Consider the following 18293-nt stretch of genomic DNA (forward strand, 5'->3'; position numbering starts at 1 on the left):
GGGGATCAGTGGTCCATGGCGAGCGGGTCGAGTGCGGCCTGGACGATGCTGGCGAACTGCGGCAATGGGCAGTCGTACGCCGGCGTAGCAGTGCTGCAGCCGGGAATGAAGATGGCCGCGCTCGGCGGCGGTGCCTGCAGCGTCAATGGCACGCGTTCGCGCAGCTGCGTCAGGCTCTGCGCGGTGTAGCGCAGGCGGATGACGCGCTCACCGTCGGCACGCCGCCAGCGCTCGAACACCAGCGCGCCACCGGGCACGGTTTGGTCCGGTTGGTAACCGGGCAACTGCCAGTGCAGATCGAACATGCCGGCCAGCAGGGTCAGGGTGCCGTCGTGGCCGGACACCACCACCAGACGCGCATCGCCGCCGATGGCGTCGGCCGCGGCGTGTGCATCGCTACCTTGCTGCAGCGTCGCCAGCAGGCGTGCGGCTAATGGCGTGCTGGCCAGACGCGCGACGGTCGGCGCACGCAGACGCAGCGCGAACTCGGCCTGATGCGGGGCGAACACGCGCAGCAGCGTTGCTTCGTCCAGGCCTTGCCAACCGAGTGCAGCGAAGTCCTGTCCATCGGCCCAGCCCATCAGCAGGCTTTCGGTGATGCCTGAAGCGGCGGCAGCCGGGCCATCGATACCGGGAATCGACGGTCCGGCATCGTCCAGCCCGGCCGGTACCGTGGTCAGGCGCAGCTTGCCGGGCGCGGCCTGGGCGGGGCAGGGGCGTTGCGCGCATTGCAGTAGCAGCTGTTCGAGCGTGTCGATCGCATCGGCCTGTGCGGCGTTCCAGGCGTGGGCGTCGCCGCCGATGCGGCCGGCGATGGCGGCCTGCATGCGCGCACGCGCTTCGGGCTGACGCAGCGCAGCGGTGCCATCGAACAGCACATCGGAAGTGCCGGTCGGCACGTGATGGACGGGGTTGGCGCAGCCGGGCGTCAACGTGCTGGCCAGCGCTTGCGCCGAGGCAATGGTGCGTTGGGTGCGGTTTGCCCAGTAATAAGCCTGGCTGCAGCCGTCGCCGATCAACAGACCAAGCGCGGTGTAGCGGGCGTGGTAGTAGTCGCCGAACAGGCGCTCCAGATGCGCACCGTTGGCGGTGAGGTGACCGGCCGGCACGGCAAAATGCGGCCATGGATGCAGCGAATAGCGGCCCAGCTGTTCGGGGCTGGACATCGCCGCACGCACGCCATGGCGTTTGAGGATCACCACCTTTTCCAGCGTGTCGGGCGCCGCATCGGTGGCGTGTGCAGGGCAGAGCGGTACGAGCGCGAGTCCGAGCAGGGCGGTGGCGCGGCGGCAAAAACGCAGAAGCATCGGCAAATCCAGTGCGAATGAAACGGTGGGGCGAAAAGAACGGCGCAGCACAGTGACGGCCGCGCGCGAGGGCGACGACCGTCAGCCGCGCATGCAGGCGCGCTTAGAACCGCGCGCGCAGACCCAGCGACCAGGTCCGGCCGTAGTCGGTGTAGCCGCCGAACAGGTGATCGCCGACGTATTGCCGCTGCACCTGACCGGTGAGATTGATGGCGTTGACGAACACCGACAGGGTGTCGTTGACCTTCCAGGCCACGTTCGCGTCCAGGCTGCCGAAGGCATCGCTGTTGAGCGTGGCGACATTGGCCGTGCCCACCGCGTTGACGATGTTGTCGCTCCAGCTGTAGCTGGCGCGCGCCATCAGCGGGCCCTTCTCGTAGAACAGCACGGCGTTGTAGGTGTTCCTGGCCACGCCTTCCAGGCTGTCGGTGAAGCGGCGCGTGCCGTCGCGGTAGGTCGCCTGGCTGTCGGTGAAGGTGTAGTTGAGCTGCATGCCCAGGCCGTCCAGCGGCGCCGGCAGGCCGGTGAACACCTGCTGGTAGGCCAGCTCCACGCCCTTGACGCTGGCCTGGCTGCCGTTGGTCTTGGACGAGAGCAGATAGGTCTGGCCCTGGTAGTCCAGGTAGGACAGCTGGGTCTGGATGAAGCTGGAGATGTCCTTGTAGAACACACCGCCAGTCAGCGCCGAGGTGCCGTCGATGTACCACTCGAAGGTCAGGTCGTACTGCCAGGCCTCGAACGGCCGTAGCGCCGGGTTGCCGCCGCTGGCGGTCAGCACTTCGCCACTGGAGTTGAAGGTCAGCTTGGACGAGAGGTCGGTGAGATCCGGGCGAGTGATCACCTTGGCCGCGGAGGTCCGCAGCACCATGTCCTCGCGCACGTCCCAGGCGGCGTTGAACGAGGGCAACGCGTTGGTATAGCTGCGCTCGAAATGCACCGGCTGGGCGGCACCGTCGAGATCGGCATGGCCATCGGTGGTCTGCTCGGTGCGCACCAAGCGCACGCCCAGGTTGCCGCGCAGATCGCGCCCGGCCAGCGCGCCGCCGAAGTCGGTCATCGCATATGCCGAGCCGATCTTCTCGCGCACCTCGTAGGAATTCTGCAGGTCGGCACTATTGGGCGTGCCGCTGAGGTCGGTGGCGGTGGGCCAGTCGCCCCAGAACGGCGCCTCGATCGGCGCCAGCCACTGCCGCGGCAGTGTGCCCTTGCCGTCGACCAGCATGTCGCTCACCGGCAGCGCGGTGAAATAGCTGCCCGGAAAACGTACGCCGGCGATGCGGTTGAGCAGCAGGTCGGCACGGTCGTAAGTGCGCGAGCGCTCGCGGTACTTGGCGCCGAACTTGATGTCGCGCAGCCAGCCATCGCCGAGCGTGCGCTTGGCGTCCAGCTGCAGTGCGTCTTCCTTGTCGCGCGCATCGATCTCGCGCCATTCCAGCCGGCGCCCGCTGACGCTGGCCGGGTTGGTCGGATCGAAGCCATTGGTGAAGCTCCAGTTGGGCACGTTGTCGTCGTCGGCCTGCGGCATCTCCACGCGCATCGACAGGTTGCTGGCGCTGCGCAGGCGCGTGCGGCGGATCGGGTCGGAGTCGTAGCTGTGTGCCTGCGAATGGAATGCCACCGCACCGAGTGTCCACAGATCGCCATTCCAGGTGCTGGACAGGCGCGCGCTGCGGTTGTCGTCGGTGATGCCGGAGGTTTCGCGCGACACCTGCACCTGGCCATTGCGATAGTCGAAGCCGGTCACGCCGCCGTGGTCCACTTGCAGGTTGCTCATCTTGGCAACGCCGTCGAAGCCCACGCCCAGGCTGTATTCGTCGTAGTGCACCGTCTGCTTGGCATACAGCAGGTCCAGATTGGTTTCCCAGGCGGCGCTGGGGCGCCATTGCAGCGAGGCGGCCACGCCGGTGCGCTCGCGCTGTTCCAGTTCCAGCGTCGGGCGCAGGCCGGTGGGCAGGTAGGACGCACCCGGCGCACCCGGCACGCCGTTGGGGTAGTAATCCCAGCTCACTTCGTTGACGCGGTCCTGGCGCAGGCTGCGCTGGGCATACGCACCGGACACCAGCATGCCGAAGGTGCCCTCGGTATTGACCCAGTTGAACAGGCCGGACACGCGCGGGTCGTTGGCATGCGTGCGTTGCGCCTGGCTGGATTCCAGCGAGGTGTTGAGCAAGGTCTTGCCCAATTCCAGCGGGCGGAAGGTGCGCACATTGACGATGCCGCCGATGGCGCCTTCATCCAGATCGGCGGTGGGGCTCTTGATCACGTCCAGGCCGGAGACCAGTTCCGCCGGCAAGGTGTCGTAGCGAAACTGGCGGCCGGTCTGGCCGGAAGTGCGCACGTTCTCGTTGACCGCCATGGTCTGGCCGTTGAGCGTGGTCACCTGGAAGTTGGGGCCCAGGCCGCGCACGCGCACGTAGACACCTTCGCCGCGGTCGCGCACGATCGACACACCGGGCACGCGCTGCAAGGCTTCGGCCACGTTCTGCGCCGGCAGCTTGCCGATGTCTTCGGCGGCGATCACGTCCACCACGCTGTCGGCATAGCGCTTCTCGCGCAGCGCGGCACTGAGACTGCCGGCATAGCTGCCCAGCACCTGGATGCTGTCCAGTTCGCGCACCGGTGCGCCGGCGGCGGCCGGGGTGGCGGTGGTGGCTGCGGCAGGCGGCGTTGCCGCGGGCGCATCGCTCACCGTCTCGGCCGGCTCGATGGTCACCGTGGTCGGCGTCAGATAGCGATAGCGCAATCCGGTGCCTTGCAGCAGTTGCTGCAAGGCCTGCTCGGGCGCGGCGCCGGCGGTTGTGCCGCGACTCTGCTGCGTGCCGCCGACGCTGGCCGCATAGACGAACTGCAGGCCGGTCTGGCGCGACAGCGTATTGAGCGCGCGCGCCAGCGGTTGTGCGGGAATGGCGTCGACTGCGACGGGTGGCGTCTGGGCGCCGGCAGCGCCGGCATGCAGGGCGAGGGCAACGGACAGGAACAGGCAGCAGCGCATCATCACTTCCAGGCAGAGGGAGAGGGGCGTCGCACCGATCCACGCGGATCGCTGCGGCGACTACCCCCTCTACGAGGGGCGACGAGCCGAGTCGGGCACCGTTTTTCGATGAATTTTCTGTGACACGTGCAAGGGCGATGGCGTGCGCGTGCCGTGGCTACGCGCAGAGCGGTGGTGCGCGGGAAAAAGCACGTTGCCCCTCCGATCGCCGATCGCGTCGATCGTTGCGTTACGCGGCACCATGCAGCGCAACGCGTGCGCCTAGATCGAATGCGCCGATCCGGATGCCAGCCATTCGCTGCGCAGATGCGTCGGCGCAAACACCCGATGCAAACAGGCATGGCCGTGCGACACCGCGGCGTGCCGGCCAATGGCAAGCACACGTCGGGCAATGCCGTGGTGCCTGCCGTGCGATTTCTGCGCGCACGTCAGCGCCAGCGGGTCGGTCGCGTCGGCCGCGTGCGCTACCGGTCGGTGGTCGCCGGTGGTGCACCGCCGACGATGTGCAGCGCATCGGCGTGTTGTTCGAGCCGCAGACCGGGCTGCCGTGCGAGAAACGCGCGCAGGCCGGCGAGGTCGTCGCTACGCAGATTGCCGGTCAGGCGCATTGCGCCGGCGCGCGCATCGTCGATGTGCAGCTGGATGCGATTGAGGCGATTGAAGTCTTCGGCCACGTTGCGCAACGGTTCGTCGCGGAACACGATGCGCTGCTGCTGCCATGCATGCATGGTGGCGACATCTTCATTGCTCAATGCGACCTGGCCGGCCTCGTCGATGCGCGCGCTTTGTCCTGCGCCAAGATTGGCCAGCATCGGCTGCGCCGGGCGGTCGGCGCGCCAGACATGCACGCGACCGGCAGACACGTCGATGCGTGCCTGCTGCCCATGCAGCGCAATGTCGAACGCGGTGCCGATGTCTTCCACGCGCAGGTCCAGCGCCCGGACCTGCAGCGGGCGCCGGTCCGCTGCGACAGCGAAGCTGGCCTGGCCCTGCAGCAACTGCAGGCGGCGCGACCACGGCGTCATGGTGGCCTGGATGCGCGTGTCCGCATTGAGGAACACCACGCTGCGGTCGGCCAGTTGCACGCGGCGTTGTTCGCCATGCGCCGTCGCATAGGTCGAGGTGCGCGGCCAGGCCCAGCTGCCGAGCACCGTCAGCAGACCGAGCATGGTGGCCAGACCGACATGCCAGTGCGGCCGGCGTGCCGCCGACTGCGAGCGAGCGGTTCCCCTTGCAGCGACGGGATGCCGTGGCGGCAACGGCAGTGCGATCACGTTGCGCGCCATCCCGGTGTCGTGTCGGCGGTCGGCCTGCAGCAGCGCGTCGACATCCAGCGCCATCGCATCCAACGCCTCACCGAGCGCACCGGCCACCTGCGTCACTGCCAGGTATTCGCGCACATGCGCCGGCGAGGCGGTCAGCCAATCCATGAAACGCGCCTGCTGGTCGGCATCCAGCGGCTGCATGCGTTGCAGCGCATGCCAGTGCGCCGCTTCCTCGGTCAGGCGGCGCGCCGCCAGCGACGCGACGCTCACCACCATTGCGCTCCCTCGTCGGCCAAGGCCTGTCGACAGGCCGACAGGCCACGCACCACGTATTTCTTGACCATGTGCGAAGACACACCCAGGCGTTCGGCGATCTGTTTGTAGCTGAGGCCATCGCGATACTGCATCACCAGCACCGCGCGCACGCGTTCGGGCAGCCCGGCCAGCACGGTCTGCAGGCGTTGCTGGCGCTGTTGCCGCTGGGCGCTGTCTTCGACATCGTCACCGGCCACCAGCCGTTGCGCGAACTGTTCCATGTCCTCGATACGCAGCGGCGCCTGCTTGCGCCGCACCGCCTGCTCGCGCGCCAGATTGACCGCCACCGTGTACAGATACGCTTCCGGGTTGGCGATGGCCTGGCCCGGCTGCTGATGCGCACGCAGCAGGCGCAGATAGGTTTCCTGGACCAGGTCTTCGGCGTCCTCGTTCGCCCCGCGGCGCACGAAGAAGCCGCGCAGCACCGGGCCATGCTCGGTGAACAGACGTGCCCAGGCGCGCTTTGGATGTGCCGACACCCCGACCTCCGGCCGATTGCAGGGGCGCAGGCTAGCGGCGTCGTATGACGTGGCGGTGACGCGTTGGCTGCCGATGACGTGGCGGCGGGGCACGCACGGCCGGCCCCAGGCCCGTGCCTGCCCATGCAGCCGCCGCGACCCGAGACCGCCGCGTCCTGGGGCCGCGCCCTGCCGGCGACAGGCTGGGCGTACCTGAGGCGGACCCGGCTGCCGGCGCACCCTCGCTACCTGCCTGGGCTGCTCCGCGCTGTCGGGCACGGTGATCGGGGGTCTGAATGATTACCGGCGGCGTGTTCCGCGTCGGTGCCAATGCGGGATACTGCGTGTCCACGCAGGCGAGATGGGCTTGGATGTCCGAGCTGCCGATCACCGAGTTGTTGCAGGCCTGGCAGCGCGACGAACCCGGCGCGGGCGACGCCTTGGCGCGTCAGGTCTATGACGTGCTGCGCGCCACCGCCATGCGCGAGCTGCGTCGCGACGGGCGCGCTGGCTTGCAGGCGACCGAGCTGGTGCACGAGGCGTGGATGCGGCTGGAACAGGGCCAGCAGGGTTTTCGTTCGCGGGCGCACTTCTATTCGGTGGCTGCGCTGCAGATGCGCCACCTGTTGGTGGACCTGGCGCGCCAGCAGGCCAGCGCCAAGCGGTTGGGGCAGGCGGTGACGCTGACCCTCAGCCTGTCCGACGGCGCCGCACGGCCGGAGGCATTGATGCTGGTGGCCGATGCCTTCGACAAGCTGGCCCAGGTGGACGAGCGCAAGGCCCGTGCATTCGCATTGACCGAGCTGGTGGGCTTCAGCGTGGCCGAGGCCGCCGAACAGCTGGAGGTGTCGGTGCCGACGCTGGAGCGCGATCTGCGCTTTGCCAGGGTGTGGCTGGCGGCGCAGCTGTGAACCTGGCCGCCACCGCGTGGCAACGTCTGGAAGCCTTGTTTCATCAGGCCTGCCAGTTGCCTGCCGCCGAGCGCGAGGCATTTGCGCGCGCGCAGGCCGGCGACGACGCCAGCGTGCGCGACCAATTGCTGGCGATGCTGGCAGTGGAATCGCAGGCCACCTTGCGCGTGCGGGCGCCGTTGAAACAGGCCGCCGCCGCATTGCGTGCGCCGTTACCGGAACTGCCCGCCGGCACGCGCTTCGGTGCCTGGGCGATCGATCGCCTGATCGGCGCCGGCGGCATGGGCCAGGTATATCTGGGCCACCGTGCCGATGGCGCGTACGAGCGCGAGGTGGCGATCAAGCTGGTGGCCGCCGATGCGCTGGATGCGCAGGGCCGTGCACTGTTCGAATTCGAGTGCCGGCTGCTGGCGCAGATGGTGCACCCGGCGATCGCGCAGATCCACGACGTGGGCACCGATGCCCACGGCCAGCCGTACCTGGTGATGGAATACCTGCGCGGCGAGCCGATCACCTGGTGGTGCGACCAACACCGCCTGTCGCTGCATGCGCGCGTGTTGCTGATGCTGCGTGTCAGCGAGGCGGTCCAGCACGCGCATCAGAAGGGCGTGATCCATCGCGACCTCAAACCCAGCAACGTACTGGTCAGCGAGATCGACGGGCGGCCGATGCCAGGGGTGATCGACTTCGGCATCGCCATCGATGCGACCAACCCGGGGATGACCTACGCGCACGATCGCGGCACGCCGGGTTACATGAGCCCGGAGCAGGCACGCGGCGCGCCGGATGTGGATGCACGCAGCGATATCTATGCCTTGGGAGCGATGTTCTACGAATTGAGTTGCGGGCTGGCGCCGGTGGCCGGGCGCGACGGGGTGCCGCAGCCGCCGTCGCAGCGGCTGGCAACAGTGCCGGCCGATGCGCGTGCACGCATCTGCGCGGCGCGCGCGACCACCTACCAGAAACTACACGAGCACCTGCGCGACGGGCTGGATGCGATCGTGCTGCGCGCGCTGGAACCGCAACCAGGTGCGCGCTACGCATCGGTGTCTGCATTGCTGGACGATCTGCATCGCTGGCTGGACGGCTACCCGCCGCGCGCCCTGCAGGCGAGCCGCTGGCTGCGGCTGCGTAAGTTCACCCAGCGTCATCGCAGCGGCGTCGCCGCCGCCGGCCTCGCTGCGATTGCCGTGGTCGCCGGGCTGGGGGCCACGCTGTGGTCGCTGCAGCAGGCCGCGCGCGATGCGCAACGTGCGCAGGTCACCGGCGATTTCATGAGTTCGGTGTTGTCCAGCGTGGACCCTGGCGTGGCGCGCGACCTGGACAAGACCCTGATGCTGCGCGTGCTGCAGCAGGCCTCGCAGCGTGCGGCGCGCGAACTGGCCGACCAGCCCGATGCGCGCACCCAGGTGGAACTGACGCTGGGCCGCACGCTCATTGCGCTGGCCAATTTTGCGCAGGCCGTGGAGCATCTGCGCATCGCACAGACCCTGGCGCAGCAGACTGCCGGTGCGGGCAGCCTGCCGGCCTTGAAGGCCACGTCCATGCTGGGCCAGGCGCTCACTGGCGACGGCAAACCAGGCGACGCCGAGCGCGTCTTGCGCCAGGGCATTGCGCAGGCAGCACGCGGCGATGCGCAACAGCAGGCCATGGGCAACGAGCTGCGTGCCTGGTTGGCGTGGGCCCTGCGCGAACAGGGCCGCATGCGCGATGCGTTGGCAGAGAGCCGGCATGCCTATGTCGCCGCGCTGGCCAATGCCTCCAGCAGCGCGGACCAGCGTATCGACGCCGGCAACAGCTACGCCGCCATGCTGGCCGATAACGGCCAGCTGGTACCGGCGATCGCCTTGCAGCGCAGCCTGTTGCGCGAGCGCATGGCCATGCATGGGCCCGAGCATCCATTGGTGGTGTCGATGCGCAACAGCCTGGCAGTGTTCCTGCTGATGCAGCGCGACTTTGCCGGTGCCGAAGCCGAACTCGTCCCGCTGCTGCAGGTCGCACGCGCGTTGTATGGCGAGAGTGCCGCCGACACCTTGATGGTCGAAGGCAACCTGGCCGGCGCGTTGCGCCAGCAGGGCAAGCTGGCCGAAGCCGGGCCGTACTATCGCAGGACGCTGGAGCGCGCACGCGCGGCCTTCGGCAACGATGCACCGGCCACCATCGCCTATCGCAGCAACCATGCGTTCTGGCTGCTGGACGACGGCCAGGTGGAAGCATCGCTGGCCGAACAGCGCGCCGCGCTTGCTGCCTCGGAGCGTGTGCTGGGGCGCGCGCATCCGCAAACGGCCGAGATCCTGCGCGGCATGTCCGAAGCCGAGCGCAGGCTGGGCCAGACCGTGGCGGCGCGCGACCACGCGCAGCAGGCCCTGCAGATTCTTACCGGCATTTTCGGCAATGCAGACCAGCCCCTGCGCGCGGCGCGCCAGACCCTGGCGTTGGCGACGCCGCCGGTGGATACCAGCGAGGCACAGACCACCACCTCGGTGGCGCAGCGCTGAGACGAATTGTCGGGTGACCGCTGCGGCCTGGCGGGATAGTGCCGTGCATGGCCACGACCGAAGCGTGCCGATGCAACCTGCCGCGCGCCTGACCGATTTGCATGTCTGCCCCATGGTGACCGGGGTGGTGCCGCATGTGGGCGGGCCGATCGTCAGCCCCGGCGCGCCAACGGTATTGATCGGCGGCCTGCCGGCGGCGCGGCTGGGCGACATGGCCGTATGCGTCGGCCCGCCGGACAGCATCGTGGCCGGCGCACCGACCGTGTTGATCGCAGGCCAGCCGGCCGCGCGACTGGGCGACAGCACCGCGCATGGCGGGGTGATCACCCTGGGCTGCTTCACCGTGCTGATCGGGTGAGTACTGCGTGGCGGCTGGTGGCCGGTGGCAGGCCGCCGCCAGTTGTCTGCCCATGGCGCGCATGCGCCGGTACTCGAGCCTGCCGGCGCCCGCGGCGATGCCAGGCGGTGGCCGCCCGGGCGCATCGGCACCACGGTCGGGGTGTTGGCGGCTCGTTGCAGACATGACGCCCTGCCCCTGCGCGCTCACATTCGTACCCGCACCACCGGTTGCCGTGTTTTTGGAGAAGCTCATGCAAACTGCGCCACAGCCACATACCGAGCCACTGCAGCAGGCGATCGCCGCGCACCGCAGTGGCCAACTCGAACATGCCGCGCAGCTGTACACGCAGCTGCTGGACGATCAGCCCGCGCATGCCGACGCGCTGCATTACCAGGGCATCCTGTTGCATCAGCGCGGCAACAGCGCCGCAGCAGTGGCCTCCATCAACCAGGCGTTGACGCTGGCGCCCGCGCAACCGGATGCCTGCAACAACCTGGGCAACGTGCACCGCGAATGCGGCCGCCTACGCGATGCCGAACACTGCTATCGCCGCGCACTGGCGCTGGCGCCTGCACATGCTGATGCACTGGCGAATCTGGCAGCGGTGCTGGAAGCGCAGCGGCGCAGCGAAGAAGCCTTCGTCACCTACGCGGCGCTGTTGCACACCTATCCGCAGTCCGCGCATGCGCATTACCTGCTCGGCCTGTTCCTGCGCAACAACGCGCAGGCCGCCGAGCATCTGCAGCAATCGGTGCAGTGCCTGCAGCAGGCCTGCACGCTGGCACCGGACCACCTGCACGCCCGCGAGGCGCTGGGTACCGGGCTCTACCTGTTGGGCGAGCATGCGCAGGCACAAGCGGTGTATCGCGACTGGCTCACGCTTGAGCCGGGCAACCCGGTGGCAACGCATATGCTGGCGGCCTGTGGCGGCGCCGAACCGCCGCCGCGTGCCGGCGATACCTATGTGCGTGAACTGTTCGATGGCTTTGCCGACAGTTTCGACGAACAGTTGCTGCATCACCTGGAGTACCGCGCGCCGCAACGGCTGACCGAGGCACTGGCGGCCTGCCTTGCGCCGCCGCATGCGGGCCTGCGCATGCTCGATGCCGGCTGCGGGACCGGGCTGTGTGCGCCGCTGTGGCGCCCGTATGCACATCAACTGGTGGGCGTGGACCTGTCGCCTGGCATGGTCGCCAAGGCACGCCAACGCGGTGGCTACGATCGGCTGGAGGTCGCCGAACTCACCGCATACCTGCACGCGCAGCACGCGCAGTGGGATGTGATCGGCTCGGCCGACACCTTGGTGTACTTCGGTGCGCTGCAGCCGGTGCTCGCTGCCGCTGCCGGCGCGCTCACGCCAGGGGGCGTGCTGGGTTTCACGGTCGAAGCGCTGGACGAGCCGGACGACCGGGTCGAACTCGATGCCAGCGGGCGCTATCGGCACAGCCATGCGCACGTGCGCGCCGCATTGCAAGGCGCCGGTTTGCAGCCGATTGGGTTGGAACTGGACGTGCTGCGCAGCGAACGCGGCCAGCCGGTGCATGGCTGGGTCGTGACCGCGCGCACGCCTGGGCCAGCCTGAGACGAAATGTCGGCTTTGCTGCACGCACGCATGTGAGCATGCGCGTGACAGTTGCCGTGCCTTTAGCCGCCTGACGTTGCACGCGCGGGCGCAACGCGGCGCCGTCGGTCAGCGCAACGTGCGTTGCCCCATCACCTGTGGATACTTCGATGCCGCGCACCATCACGCTGCACTCCGACCTTGGCGAGCGCCTGCTGCTGCATCGCATGCAGGCCAGCGAGGCGTTGGGGCAGCTGTTCGACTACCGCATCGATGCGTTGTGCACCGAACTGCAGCCCAACCTGCGTGATCTGCTTGGCACGCCAGTGGCGGTGCAGCTGGCCGATGGCGAGGGCGAACAGCGCTGGTATCACGGCATGGTGGCCAGTTGCGCGCACAACGGCTACGCCGTGGTCGATGCGCTCGATTACGCCGTGCTTGAACTGCAGGTGGTGCCCAAACCCTGGCTGCTGACTCAGCGCCGCGATTGCCGCATCTATCAGGACATGAGCGTGCCGGAGATCGTCACCAGCGTGCTGGGCGAGATCGGCTACGGCGATGTGCAGCAGCAGTTGAGCGCGCAGTACGCCAAGCGCACCTACTGCGTGCAATACCGCGAGGACGATTTCAGCTTCATCAGCCGGCTGCTGGAACGCGAAGGCATCTACTACTACTTCACCCATACCCGCAGTGCGCATACGTTGGTGCTGGCCGATGCGCTGGGTGCGCATGCAACGAAGAACGGCGTGGACAGCCTGCCCTATGTGCCGCCGGGAACCGATGACCGGCGCCTGATGCGCTCGGTGGTGAGCCATTGGCGCAGTGCGCGCGGCGTGCATTCCAGCCAGCATGGCAGCACCGACTACGACCCGCTGCAGCCGCGTGCATCGCTGGCCGCCGATGCCGATGCCGGCGGCGAACAGTTGCACACCGTCGATGGTCTGATTGCCTTCGACTACCCCGGCGCGCATACCGTGCAGGCCGACGGTCGTCGCTACATGCAGGTGCGCACCGAGGCGCACAACGTGCAGCGCGCCAGCCATGCAGCCACCACCAATGCCTGCGGCCTGATGGTCGGTGCCTTGTTTCACTTGCGCGGGTTTCCGCGCGCCGAACTCAATCAGGAATATCTGGTGCTGTCGGCGCACACCATGCTGGCCGCGCCCGAACACGGCAGCGGCGAGCCGCCGTTTTCCAGCAGCGTGCAGGTGATGGAAAGCCGGCTGCCGTTCCGTAGCCTGCAACGCACCGCAACGCCGACCATTGCCGGCCTGCAGACGGCGGTGGTGACCGGCGACACCGACGAGGACATTGCGGTGGATGCGCATGGCCGCGTGCAGGTGACCTTTCACTGGGCCACTGCGGCACGCCCGCATGCCGCGCCGTCGTGCTGGGTGCGTGTGGCTTCGATGTGGGCGGGCAAGGGCTGGGGCGCAATGAGCCTGCCGCGCGTGGGGCAGGAAGTGGTGGTGAGCTTTCTGGAAGGCGACCCGGACCGCCCGTTGATCGTGGGCAGCGTCTACAACGGCGACCATGCGCCGCCGTTTTCCTTGCCCGATAACAAGACCCAAAGCGGCGTGCGCAGCCGCAGCCTGCTGGGCGGCGCTGCCGATTTCAACGAGTTGCGTTTCGACGACAAGGCCGGCGCGGAAGAACTCTACCTGCGCGCGCAGCGCGATTTGCGCGAAGAGGTGCAGCACGACCACACCAGTACCATCGACAACGATCGGGTCTTGGCGGTCAAGCACGACCGTCGTGCGCGGATCGACAACAACGACAGCGTGGAGGTCGGCAAGAAGCTGCTGCTGAAAGCCGGCGAAGAGATCGAGTTGGTGACCGGCAGCGCGCGGCTGGTGATGAAACACAACGGCGAGATCGTGTTGAGCGGCATCAAGATCCTGGTCGATGCCAGCTCGGAGGCCAAGATCACCTCCACCGCCATCAAGCTGTTGGCCAATGCACGGCTGCAGGCCAAATCGCCGGCCACCGAGGTGGCTGGCGATGCCACGCTCAAACTGACCTCCGGCGGCATGCTCAGCGCCGAAGCCGGTGCCTCGGCCACGCTCAAGGGCCCGCTGGTCAGCATCAAGGCCGACGCCTTGGTGCAGGTCGGCGGCGGCCTGATCATGATCGGATGAGCGCGCCCACGCTCTCGCTGGCGCAGGCCTGTGTGCAGATGCAGCTGTCTGCGCCGGCCTGCGCACAGCTCAGTACGCCGATCACGCCGCAGGCGGCGGTCAGCGCGCTGCTGGCCAGCGGTCATGGCGAAGATGCCATCAAGCTGCTCGCGCGCCTGCTGCCCAAGCGCTACGCGGTGGCCTGGCTGTGCCAATGCGTGCGCGGCGAAACCCTGGACGAGGAAGACCGCGCCGGCGCGGCACTGGCCGAGAAGTGGGTGCGCGAGCCCAGCGAGGCGCATCGTCGCGCCGCGCAGGCATTTGCGCATGCCGGCGATTATGTCTCGCTGGGCGCGTGGCTGGCTGCGGCAGTGGCCTGGTCCGGCGGCAGCCTGGCGCCGCCGCAACAGACCACGCCGGTGCCGCCGGCCGACCATCTCACGGCGCGCGCGGTGGCCGCGGCCATCACCTTGCTGGCCGCGCGCGAGCCGGCGCAGCTGGAGGCGCGGCGCAGCGGCTATGCAGCGCATGCCATGGAGTTGCTGACCAGTGTGGGGGCGCCATGAAGCCACCTGATCGTCGGAGTGGCGATCCGCGCGCGGCACATCGTGGGCGCGGCATCGGCGCCAACTGCGCGAGACGCAGCTGGTGTTCCAAAGCATGGTTGGATGCGGCGCACACGCCAAGCTGCAGCACCAGGAGAAGCCTTGGTGCCGAACCGACAGCGCGGGGGCGCACGGCGATCAGCATTTGCGACTGTGCTCCAGCGCAGGCGATATCCGTTTGCCGCATGCCCTCCACCGGCAATGACGCACGCAGCGTTTTCTGCCGACATACACGCATGCCAGTTGCACCTTCCGATCACCGTATGCAGGAGTCCATGGCGTGTCCAGTCCGCAGTTGATTCTCACCGTCAGCGGCGCGCAGGCCGCGCAGTTCGGTGCCAGCGCGCAGAAGCGCTTTGCCGGCACCGGCGGCAGCATCGGCCGCTCCGACGAAAGCGATTGGGTCCTGGCCGCGCCCGGTGTCTCGCGCACGCATGCGGTGGTGCGCTTCCTCAACGGGATGTATTTCATCGAAGACCGCAGCACCAACGGCATGTCGCTCAACGGCACTGCGCTGACGCGTGCGGACCCGTCCGCGCTCAGCGATGGCGACCGCCTGCAGCTGGACAGCTTCGAGATCCAGGTGCAGGTGCAGGCGTTGGCTGCAGCATCGCCGGCAACACCGGTGTTCGACCCGCTGCCAGATGCGATGGACGACCGCACCCAGGTTGCGCCACCGCCGTCGACGCTGCGTGCCCCCTCCGCCACAGCGGGCTTCGATCTGCTGGAGTTCGGCACGCCGCCTGCGGCGCGGCCTGCGGTGGACGCAGTGTTGGACGATCTGCTGCTGAGCGGCGCACCCCGCGAGCTGGATCCGTTGCGCCTGCTCGACCCGTTGCCTGCGCCGGCGCGCGATGCCAGCCCCAGCGCGTGGAATCAGAGCAACGCCCGCCACGACCATTTCCGTCCGCCGGCCAGTCCCGATGCGCGTGCCACCTTGCCGGAAAACTGGGACATGACGCTTGGCGATTTTGCGCCAACCGCGCCATTGCCTGCGGTATCGCCCATGGCCGCGCCGGTGGTTTCGCCATTCACGTCGCCGGCGGCGCCGGTTGCAGCCGCAGCATCGGCGGCAACGACGGTGCCGCCGGAGCTGGATCGCATCTTCGCCATCGTGGTCGACGGCGTCATGGACGTGCTGCGTGCACGCGCGGAGATCAAGAACACCTTCCGGCTGCCGGTCACGGTGATCCAGCGCTCGGAGAACAATCCGCTCAAGTTCGCCGCCACCGCCGAAGATGCGCTGCAGAAGTTGCTCGCACCGCCAAGCGCGTCGTTTCTGTCCGGCGTGCCAGCGTTCGAAGATGCCTTCGACGATATCCGCTGCCATCAGATGGCGATGCTGGCCGGCATGCGCGCAGCCTTCGACGCCATGCTGTTCCACTTCAGCCCGGACCGCCTGGAGCAGGAAGCCGACGCCGGCGGCAAGCGCCTGAGTTTCGGTGGCAAGGGGCGTTACTGGGAGCGTTACCGCGACAACTTCGAGCAGCTACGCAGCGACCCGGACGAATGCTTCCGTCGCCTGTTCGGCGATGAGTTCGCGCGTGCCTACGAAGCGCAACTGGCGCGCCTGAAATCGGCACGGCGGCAGCCGGCGGGGCGCGGGATCTAGAACGCTTCATCCAATCGCGTGCCGTCTGCACGGGCACACCGGCGGCGTTGCCAGCGCGCTAGTCAGGCAGAGTCTTGACGAACTCGATGAAGGCGCGCAGCGCCGGCGGTGTGAGGGTGCGATTGGGGTAGTACAGGTACGGGCCCTGGAATGGCTGCCACCACGGGCGCAGGATGGGTTCAAGCGCACCTGCGTCGAACTGCGGCTGCAGCCATTGTTCGAACAGATGCAGAATGCCGCTTCCGGCGATCGCCGCCTGGATCGCCAGCTCGATCCCGCCGCCGATCTCCACCAGCAATTGCCCCTGCGGAACGATGGTGACCACTTCACCGTCGCGCTCGAACTCCCACTCTGCAATGACGCCGCTTGGGAAGCGCCCGCGGATGCAGTCGTGGGCAACGAGTTCCCGCGGGTGGGTGGGGCGTCCGCGCCGGTCCAGGTAGCCTGGCGCAGCCGCCGTTGCGATGCGTTGCACGCGCGGGCCGATCGGGATGGCCACCATGTCCTGCTGCAGCCGTTCGCCATAGCGGATGCCGGCGTCGCAGCGTGCGGCGATCACGTCGACAAAACTTTCTTCGGTCAGGATCTCCAGCGTGATGTCCGGGTACGCCGCCATAAACGCCGGCAGGATCCTCGGCAGCACCAGGCGCGCGGCACTGACCGGCACGTTCAGCCGCAGCGTGCCGGTCGGCGTATCACGAAAGGCGCTGACCACCTCCCTGGCGTTCTCCAGTTCCAGCAAGGCGGGCGCGATGCGTGCCAACAACGCATTGCCTGCATCGGTGAGCACCACGCTGCGTGTGGTGCGGTTGAACAGCCGCACGCCGAGCGATGCCTCCATGCGCTTGATCGCATCGCTATAGGTCGATGCGCTCACGCCCGCGCTCTTGGCGGCTTCTCGAAACCCTCCCGCGCGCGCCACGCGCACGAAGGCCTCCATGTCTGCCAGGTGACCGCTCATTGTTCGGCAATCCGTACGGCCCGTCCGCTTTGTGCCGGATTGTCGCACAAGGGTGGCCTACGTACAGTTCCCTTGCGCCGCGGCAGCGGCCACGTAGTCGCCGCAGCGCACGTCCCGCGTTGCTTCTTGCTTCTTCAAGCCACGCGAAAGATCCCGTCGCAATCTCGGCGTGTCCCAACACACGCGGCGGTTTGGCACATCACCCGGATACACACCAAAAGGATTCCCATGAACAGCGGCAAGCCCCTTGGCGGCACATTGACCCTGCCCGGCACCACCCTTGCCATCAATCGGATGGGTTACGGAACCATGCAGTTACCCGGACCGCATGTCTGGGGACCGCCGCGCGACAAGGCATCGGCCTTGTCGGTGTTGCGCGAAGCAATCGCCCTGGGCGCCAACCACATCGATACCGCGCAGTTCTACGGACCCGATGTGTCCAACGCACTCATCCGCGAAGCACTGCATCCCTATCGCAGCGATCTGGTCATCGTGACCAAGATCGGTTTCAGCCGTGGCCCCGATGCTTCGTGGAATATCGATGTGTCGCCTGCAAGCCTGAGGCGGCAGGTGCATGAAAACCTGCAGAGCCTCGGCCTGGAGACACTGGACGTGGTCAACGTGAGGCTGGGCACGGCAATGGACACCGACGAGCGTTCGATCGCCGAACCGGTCGCGTGCCTGGCCGAGCTGCAACGCGAGGGCCTCGTACGCCACATCGGCTTGAGCAACGTCACTGCGCGACAGTTCGAACAAGCGCAAACACTGGCCAGCATCGTCTGCGTTCAAAACCAGTACAACCTGGTCAAGCGCGACGACGACGCCTTCATCGAGATGCTCGCGCAACAGGGTGTGGCCTATGTTCCGTTCTTTCCGCTCGGCGGCTTTTCGCCCCTGCAGTCGGAGCTGCTGTCGGGCGTTGCCAGGCAGGTAGGCGCGACGCCGAAGCAGGTTGCACTTGCATGGCTGCTGCAGCGCTCGCCCAACATCCTGGTCATCGCGGGAACATCGTCGGTGACGCACCTGCGCGAGAACTTCGCATCCGCCGAGCTGAGCCTGTCGGCCGAGCAGGTCGCAACGCTCGATGGCATCGCTGCCGAGGCCAGTGGCGCTCAATAGGAAGGTGGGCGGCAACATGCCGATGGAGATCGGCCAACCCGTCTCCGCGCAATCGCCAGGCGGGTGCCTACGCACCATCCAGGCCGCCCAGACGACTCGCGAGGTCTTGTTGGCCGCTCCACGATGCGCCTGCCGCATCGACACCGCAGGCCTGCTCTCACGGCCAGCGCCCCACAGCCCAACGTCTCGCCCAATGACCGCAACGTGACCGGCTGACGGCAGCGGCGCATGC

General features: G+C 67.9%; 13 protein-coding genes. 8 read left to right on the forward strand and 5 right to left on the reverse strand.

Features of this window, described 5'->3' with window-relative positions; translation table 11 throughout:
• Positions 1 to 5: 5 nt before the first annotated feature.
• The 4 genes from AC1POX_RS01665 to AC1POX_RS01680 form a co-directional block, all read right to left on the reverse strand.
• The gene (locus tag AC1POX_RS01665) at positions 6 to 1307 is read right to left on the reverse strand and encodes a histidine-type phosphatase (RefSeq protein ID WP_372356675.1); all 1302 of its coding nucleotides are present in this window, start codon (positions 1305 to 1307) and stop codon (positions 6 to 8) included.
• A 103-nt stretch (positions 1308 to 1410) separates the two neighbouring features.
• Positions 1411 to 4302 (reverse strand): TonB-dependent receptor, encoded by a 2892-nt coding sequence (locus tag AC1POX_RS01670; RefSeq protein ID WP_338334870.1) that lies wholly within the window; start codon positions 4300 to 4302, stop codon positions 1411 to 1413.
• Between the two features lie 461 nt (positions 4303 to 4763).
• Positions 4764 to 5840 (reverse strand): FecR family protein, encoded by a 1077-nt coding sequence (locus AC1POX_RS01675; protein ID WP_372356676.1) that lies wholly within the window; start codon positions 5838 to 5840, stop codon positions 4764 to 4766.
• Positions 5831 to 6358 carry an RNA polymerase sigma factor gene (locus AC1POX_RS01680; RefSeq protein ID WP_014091409.1) on the reverse strand — a complete coding sequence of 176 codons (528 nt, stop codon included), beginning with the start codon at positions 6356 to 6358 and terminating at the stop codon, positions 5831 to 5833. The genes AC1POX_RS01675 and AC1POX_RS01680 overlap by 10 nt, the downstream gene beginning before the upstream one ends.
• A gap of 350 nt (positions 6359 to 6708) precedes the next feature.
• Here AC1POX_RS01680 and ecfK point away from each other — a divergent pair, with 350 nt between their 5' ends.
• The 7 genes from ecfK to tagH all read left to right on the forward strand — a co-directional run bounded on the left by ecfK (position 6709) and on the right by tagH (position 15981).
• On the forward strand, positions 6709 to 7248 hold the full coding sequence (gene ecfK / locus AC1POX_RS01685) for an ECF-type sigma factor EcfK (protein WP_039419276.1): 540 nt from the start codon (positions 6709 to 6711) through the stop codon (positions 7246 to 7248).
• Entirely contained in the window at positions 7227 to 9746 is a 2520-nt protein-coding gene (locus AC1POX_RS01690; protein ID WP_122272158.1) for a serine/threonine-protein kinase, read from the forward strand. The genes ecfK and AC1POX_RS01690 overlap by 22 nt, the downstream gene beginning before the upstream one ends.
• Positions 9747 to 9789: 43 nt before the next feature.
• Positions 9790 to 10104, forward strand: a complete 315-nt coding sequence (locus AC1POX_RS01695; RefSeq protein WP_014091406.1) for a PAAR domain-containing protein — start codon at positions 9790 to 9792, stop codon at positions 10102 to 10104.
• 232 nt (positions 10105 to 10336) lie between these two features.
• On the forward strand, positions 10337 to 11668 hold the full coding sequence (locus AC1POX_RS01700; protein WP_372356677.1) for a tetratricopeptide repeat protein: 1332 nt from the start codon (positions 10337 to 10339) through the stop codon (positions 11666 to 11668).
• A gap of 149 nt (positions 11669 to 11817) precedes the next feature.
• Complete coding sequence (locus tag AC1POX_RS01705) at positions 11818 to 13785, forward strand: type VI secretion system Vgr family protein (RefSeq protein ID WP_372356678.1); 1968 nt, start codon at positions 11818 to 11820, stop codon at positions 13783 to 13785.
• Positions 13782 to 14330, forward strand: coding sequence for a DUF6931 family protein (locus tag AC1POX_RS01710; protein WP_029820706.1), 549 nt, complete (start codon positions 13782 to 13784; stop codon positions 14328 to 14330). Before AC1POX_RS01705 ends, AC1POX_RS01710 begins: the two co-directional genes overlap by 4 nt.
• 319 nt (positions 14331 to 14649) lie before the next feature.
• A complete protein-coding gene (tagH, locus tag AC1POX_RS01715) occupies positions 14650 to 15981 on the forward strand; it encodes a type VI secretion system-associated FHA domain protein TagH (protein ID WP_109290455.1) in 1332 nt (443 codons plus the stop codon).
• Between the two features lie 58 nt (positions 15982 to 16039).
• Here tagH and AC1POX_RS01720 read toward each other — a convergent pair whose 3' ends face one another.
• The gene (locus tag AC1POX_RS01720) at positions 16040 to 16921 is read right to left on the reverse strand and encodes a LysR family transcriptional regulator (protein ID WP_039417629.1); all 882 of its coding nucleotides are present in this window, start codon (positions 16919 to 16921) and stop codon (positions 16040 to 16042) included.
• A gap of 249 nt (positions 16922 to 17170) precedes the next feature.
• On the opposite strand from AC1POX_RS01720, the gene AC1POX_RS01725 reads away from it, so the two are divergent.
• Positions 17171 to 18061, forward strand: coding sequence for an aldo/keto reductase family oxidoreductase (locus tag AC1POX_RS01725; protein ID WP_029820703.1), 891 nt, complete (start codon positions 17171 to 17173; stop codon positions 18059 to 18061).
• The last annotated feature ends 232 nt before the right edge of the window (positions 18062 to 18293 follow it).

This window comes from Xanthomonas sp. NCPPB 3442, from assembly GCF_056725145.1.

Bases quoted from the DNA above. Each gene is read 5' to 3' on its own strand.
- AC1POX_RS01675 (WP_372356676.1), bottom strand. From the start codon at position 5,840: ATGGTGGTGAGCGTCGCGTCGCTGGCGGCGCGCCGCCTGACCGAGGAA.
- AC1POX_RS01725 (WP_029820703.1), top strand. From the start codon at position 17,171: ATGAACAGCGGCAAGCCCCTTGGCGGCACATTGACCCTGCCCGGCACC.
- AC1POX_RS01720 (WP_039417629.1), bottom strand. From the start codon at position 16,921: ATGGAGGCCTTCGTGCGCGTGGCGCGCGCGGGAGGGTTTCGAGAAGCC.
- AC1POX_RS01665 (WP_372356675.1), bottom strand. From the start codon at position 1,307: ATGCTTCTGCGTTTTTGCCGCCGCGCCACCGCCCTGCTCGGACTCGCG.
- ecfK (WP_039419276.1), top strand. From the start codon at position 6,709: ATGTCCGAGCTGCCGATCACCGAGTTGTTGCAGGCCTGGCAGCGCGAC.
- AC1POX_RS01700 (WP_372356677.1), top strand. From the start codon at position 10,337: ATGCAAACTGCGCCACAGCCACATACCGAGCCACTGCAGCAGGCGATC.
- AC1POX_RS01710 (WP_029820706.1), top strand. From the start codon at position 13,782: ATGAGCGCGCCCACGCTCTCGCTGGCGCAGGCCTGTGTGCAGATGCAG.
- AC1POX_RS01705 (WP_372356678.1), top strand. From the start codon at position 11,818: ATGCCGCGCACCATCACGCTGCACTCCGACCTTGGCGAGCGCCTGCTG.
- AC1POX_RS01670 (WP_338334870.1), bottom strand. From the start codon at position 4,302: ATGATGCGCTGCTGCCTGTTCCTGTCCGTTGCCCTCGCCCTGCATGCC.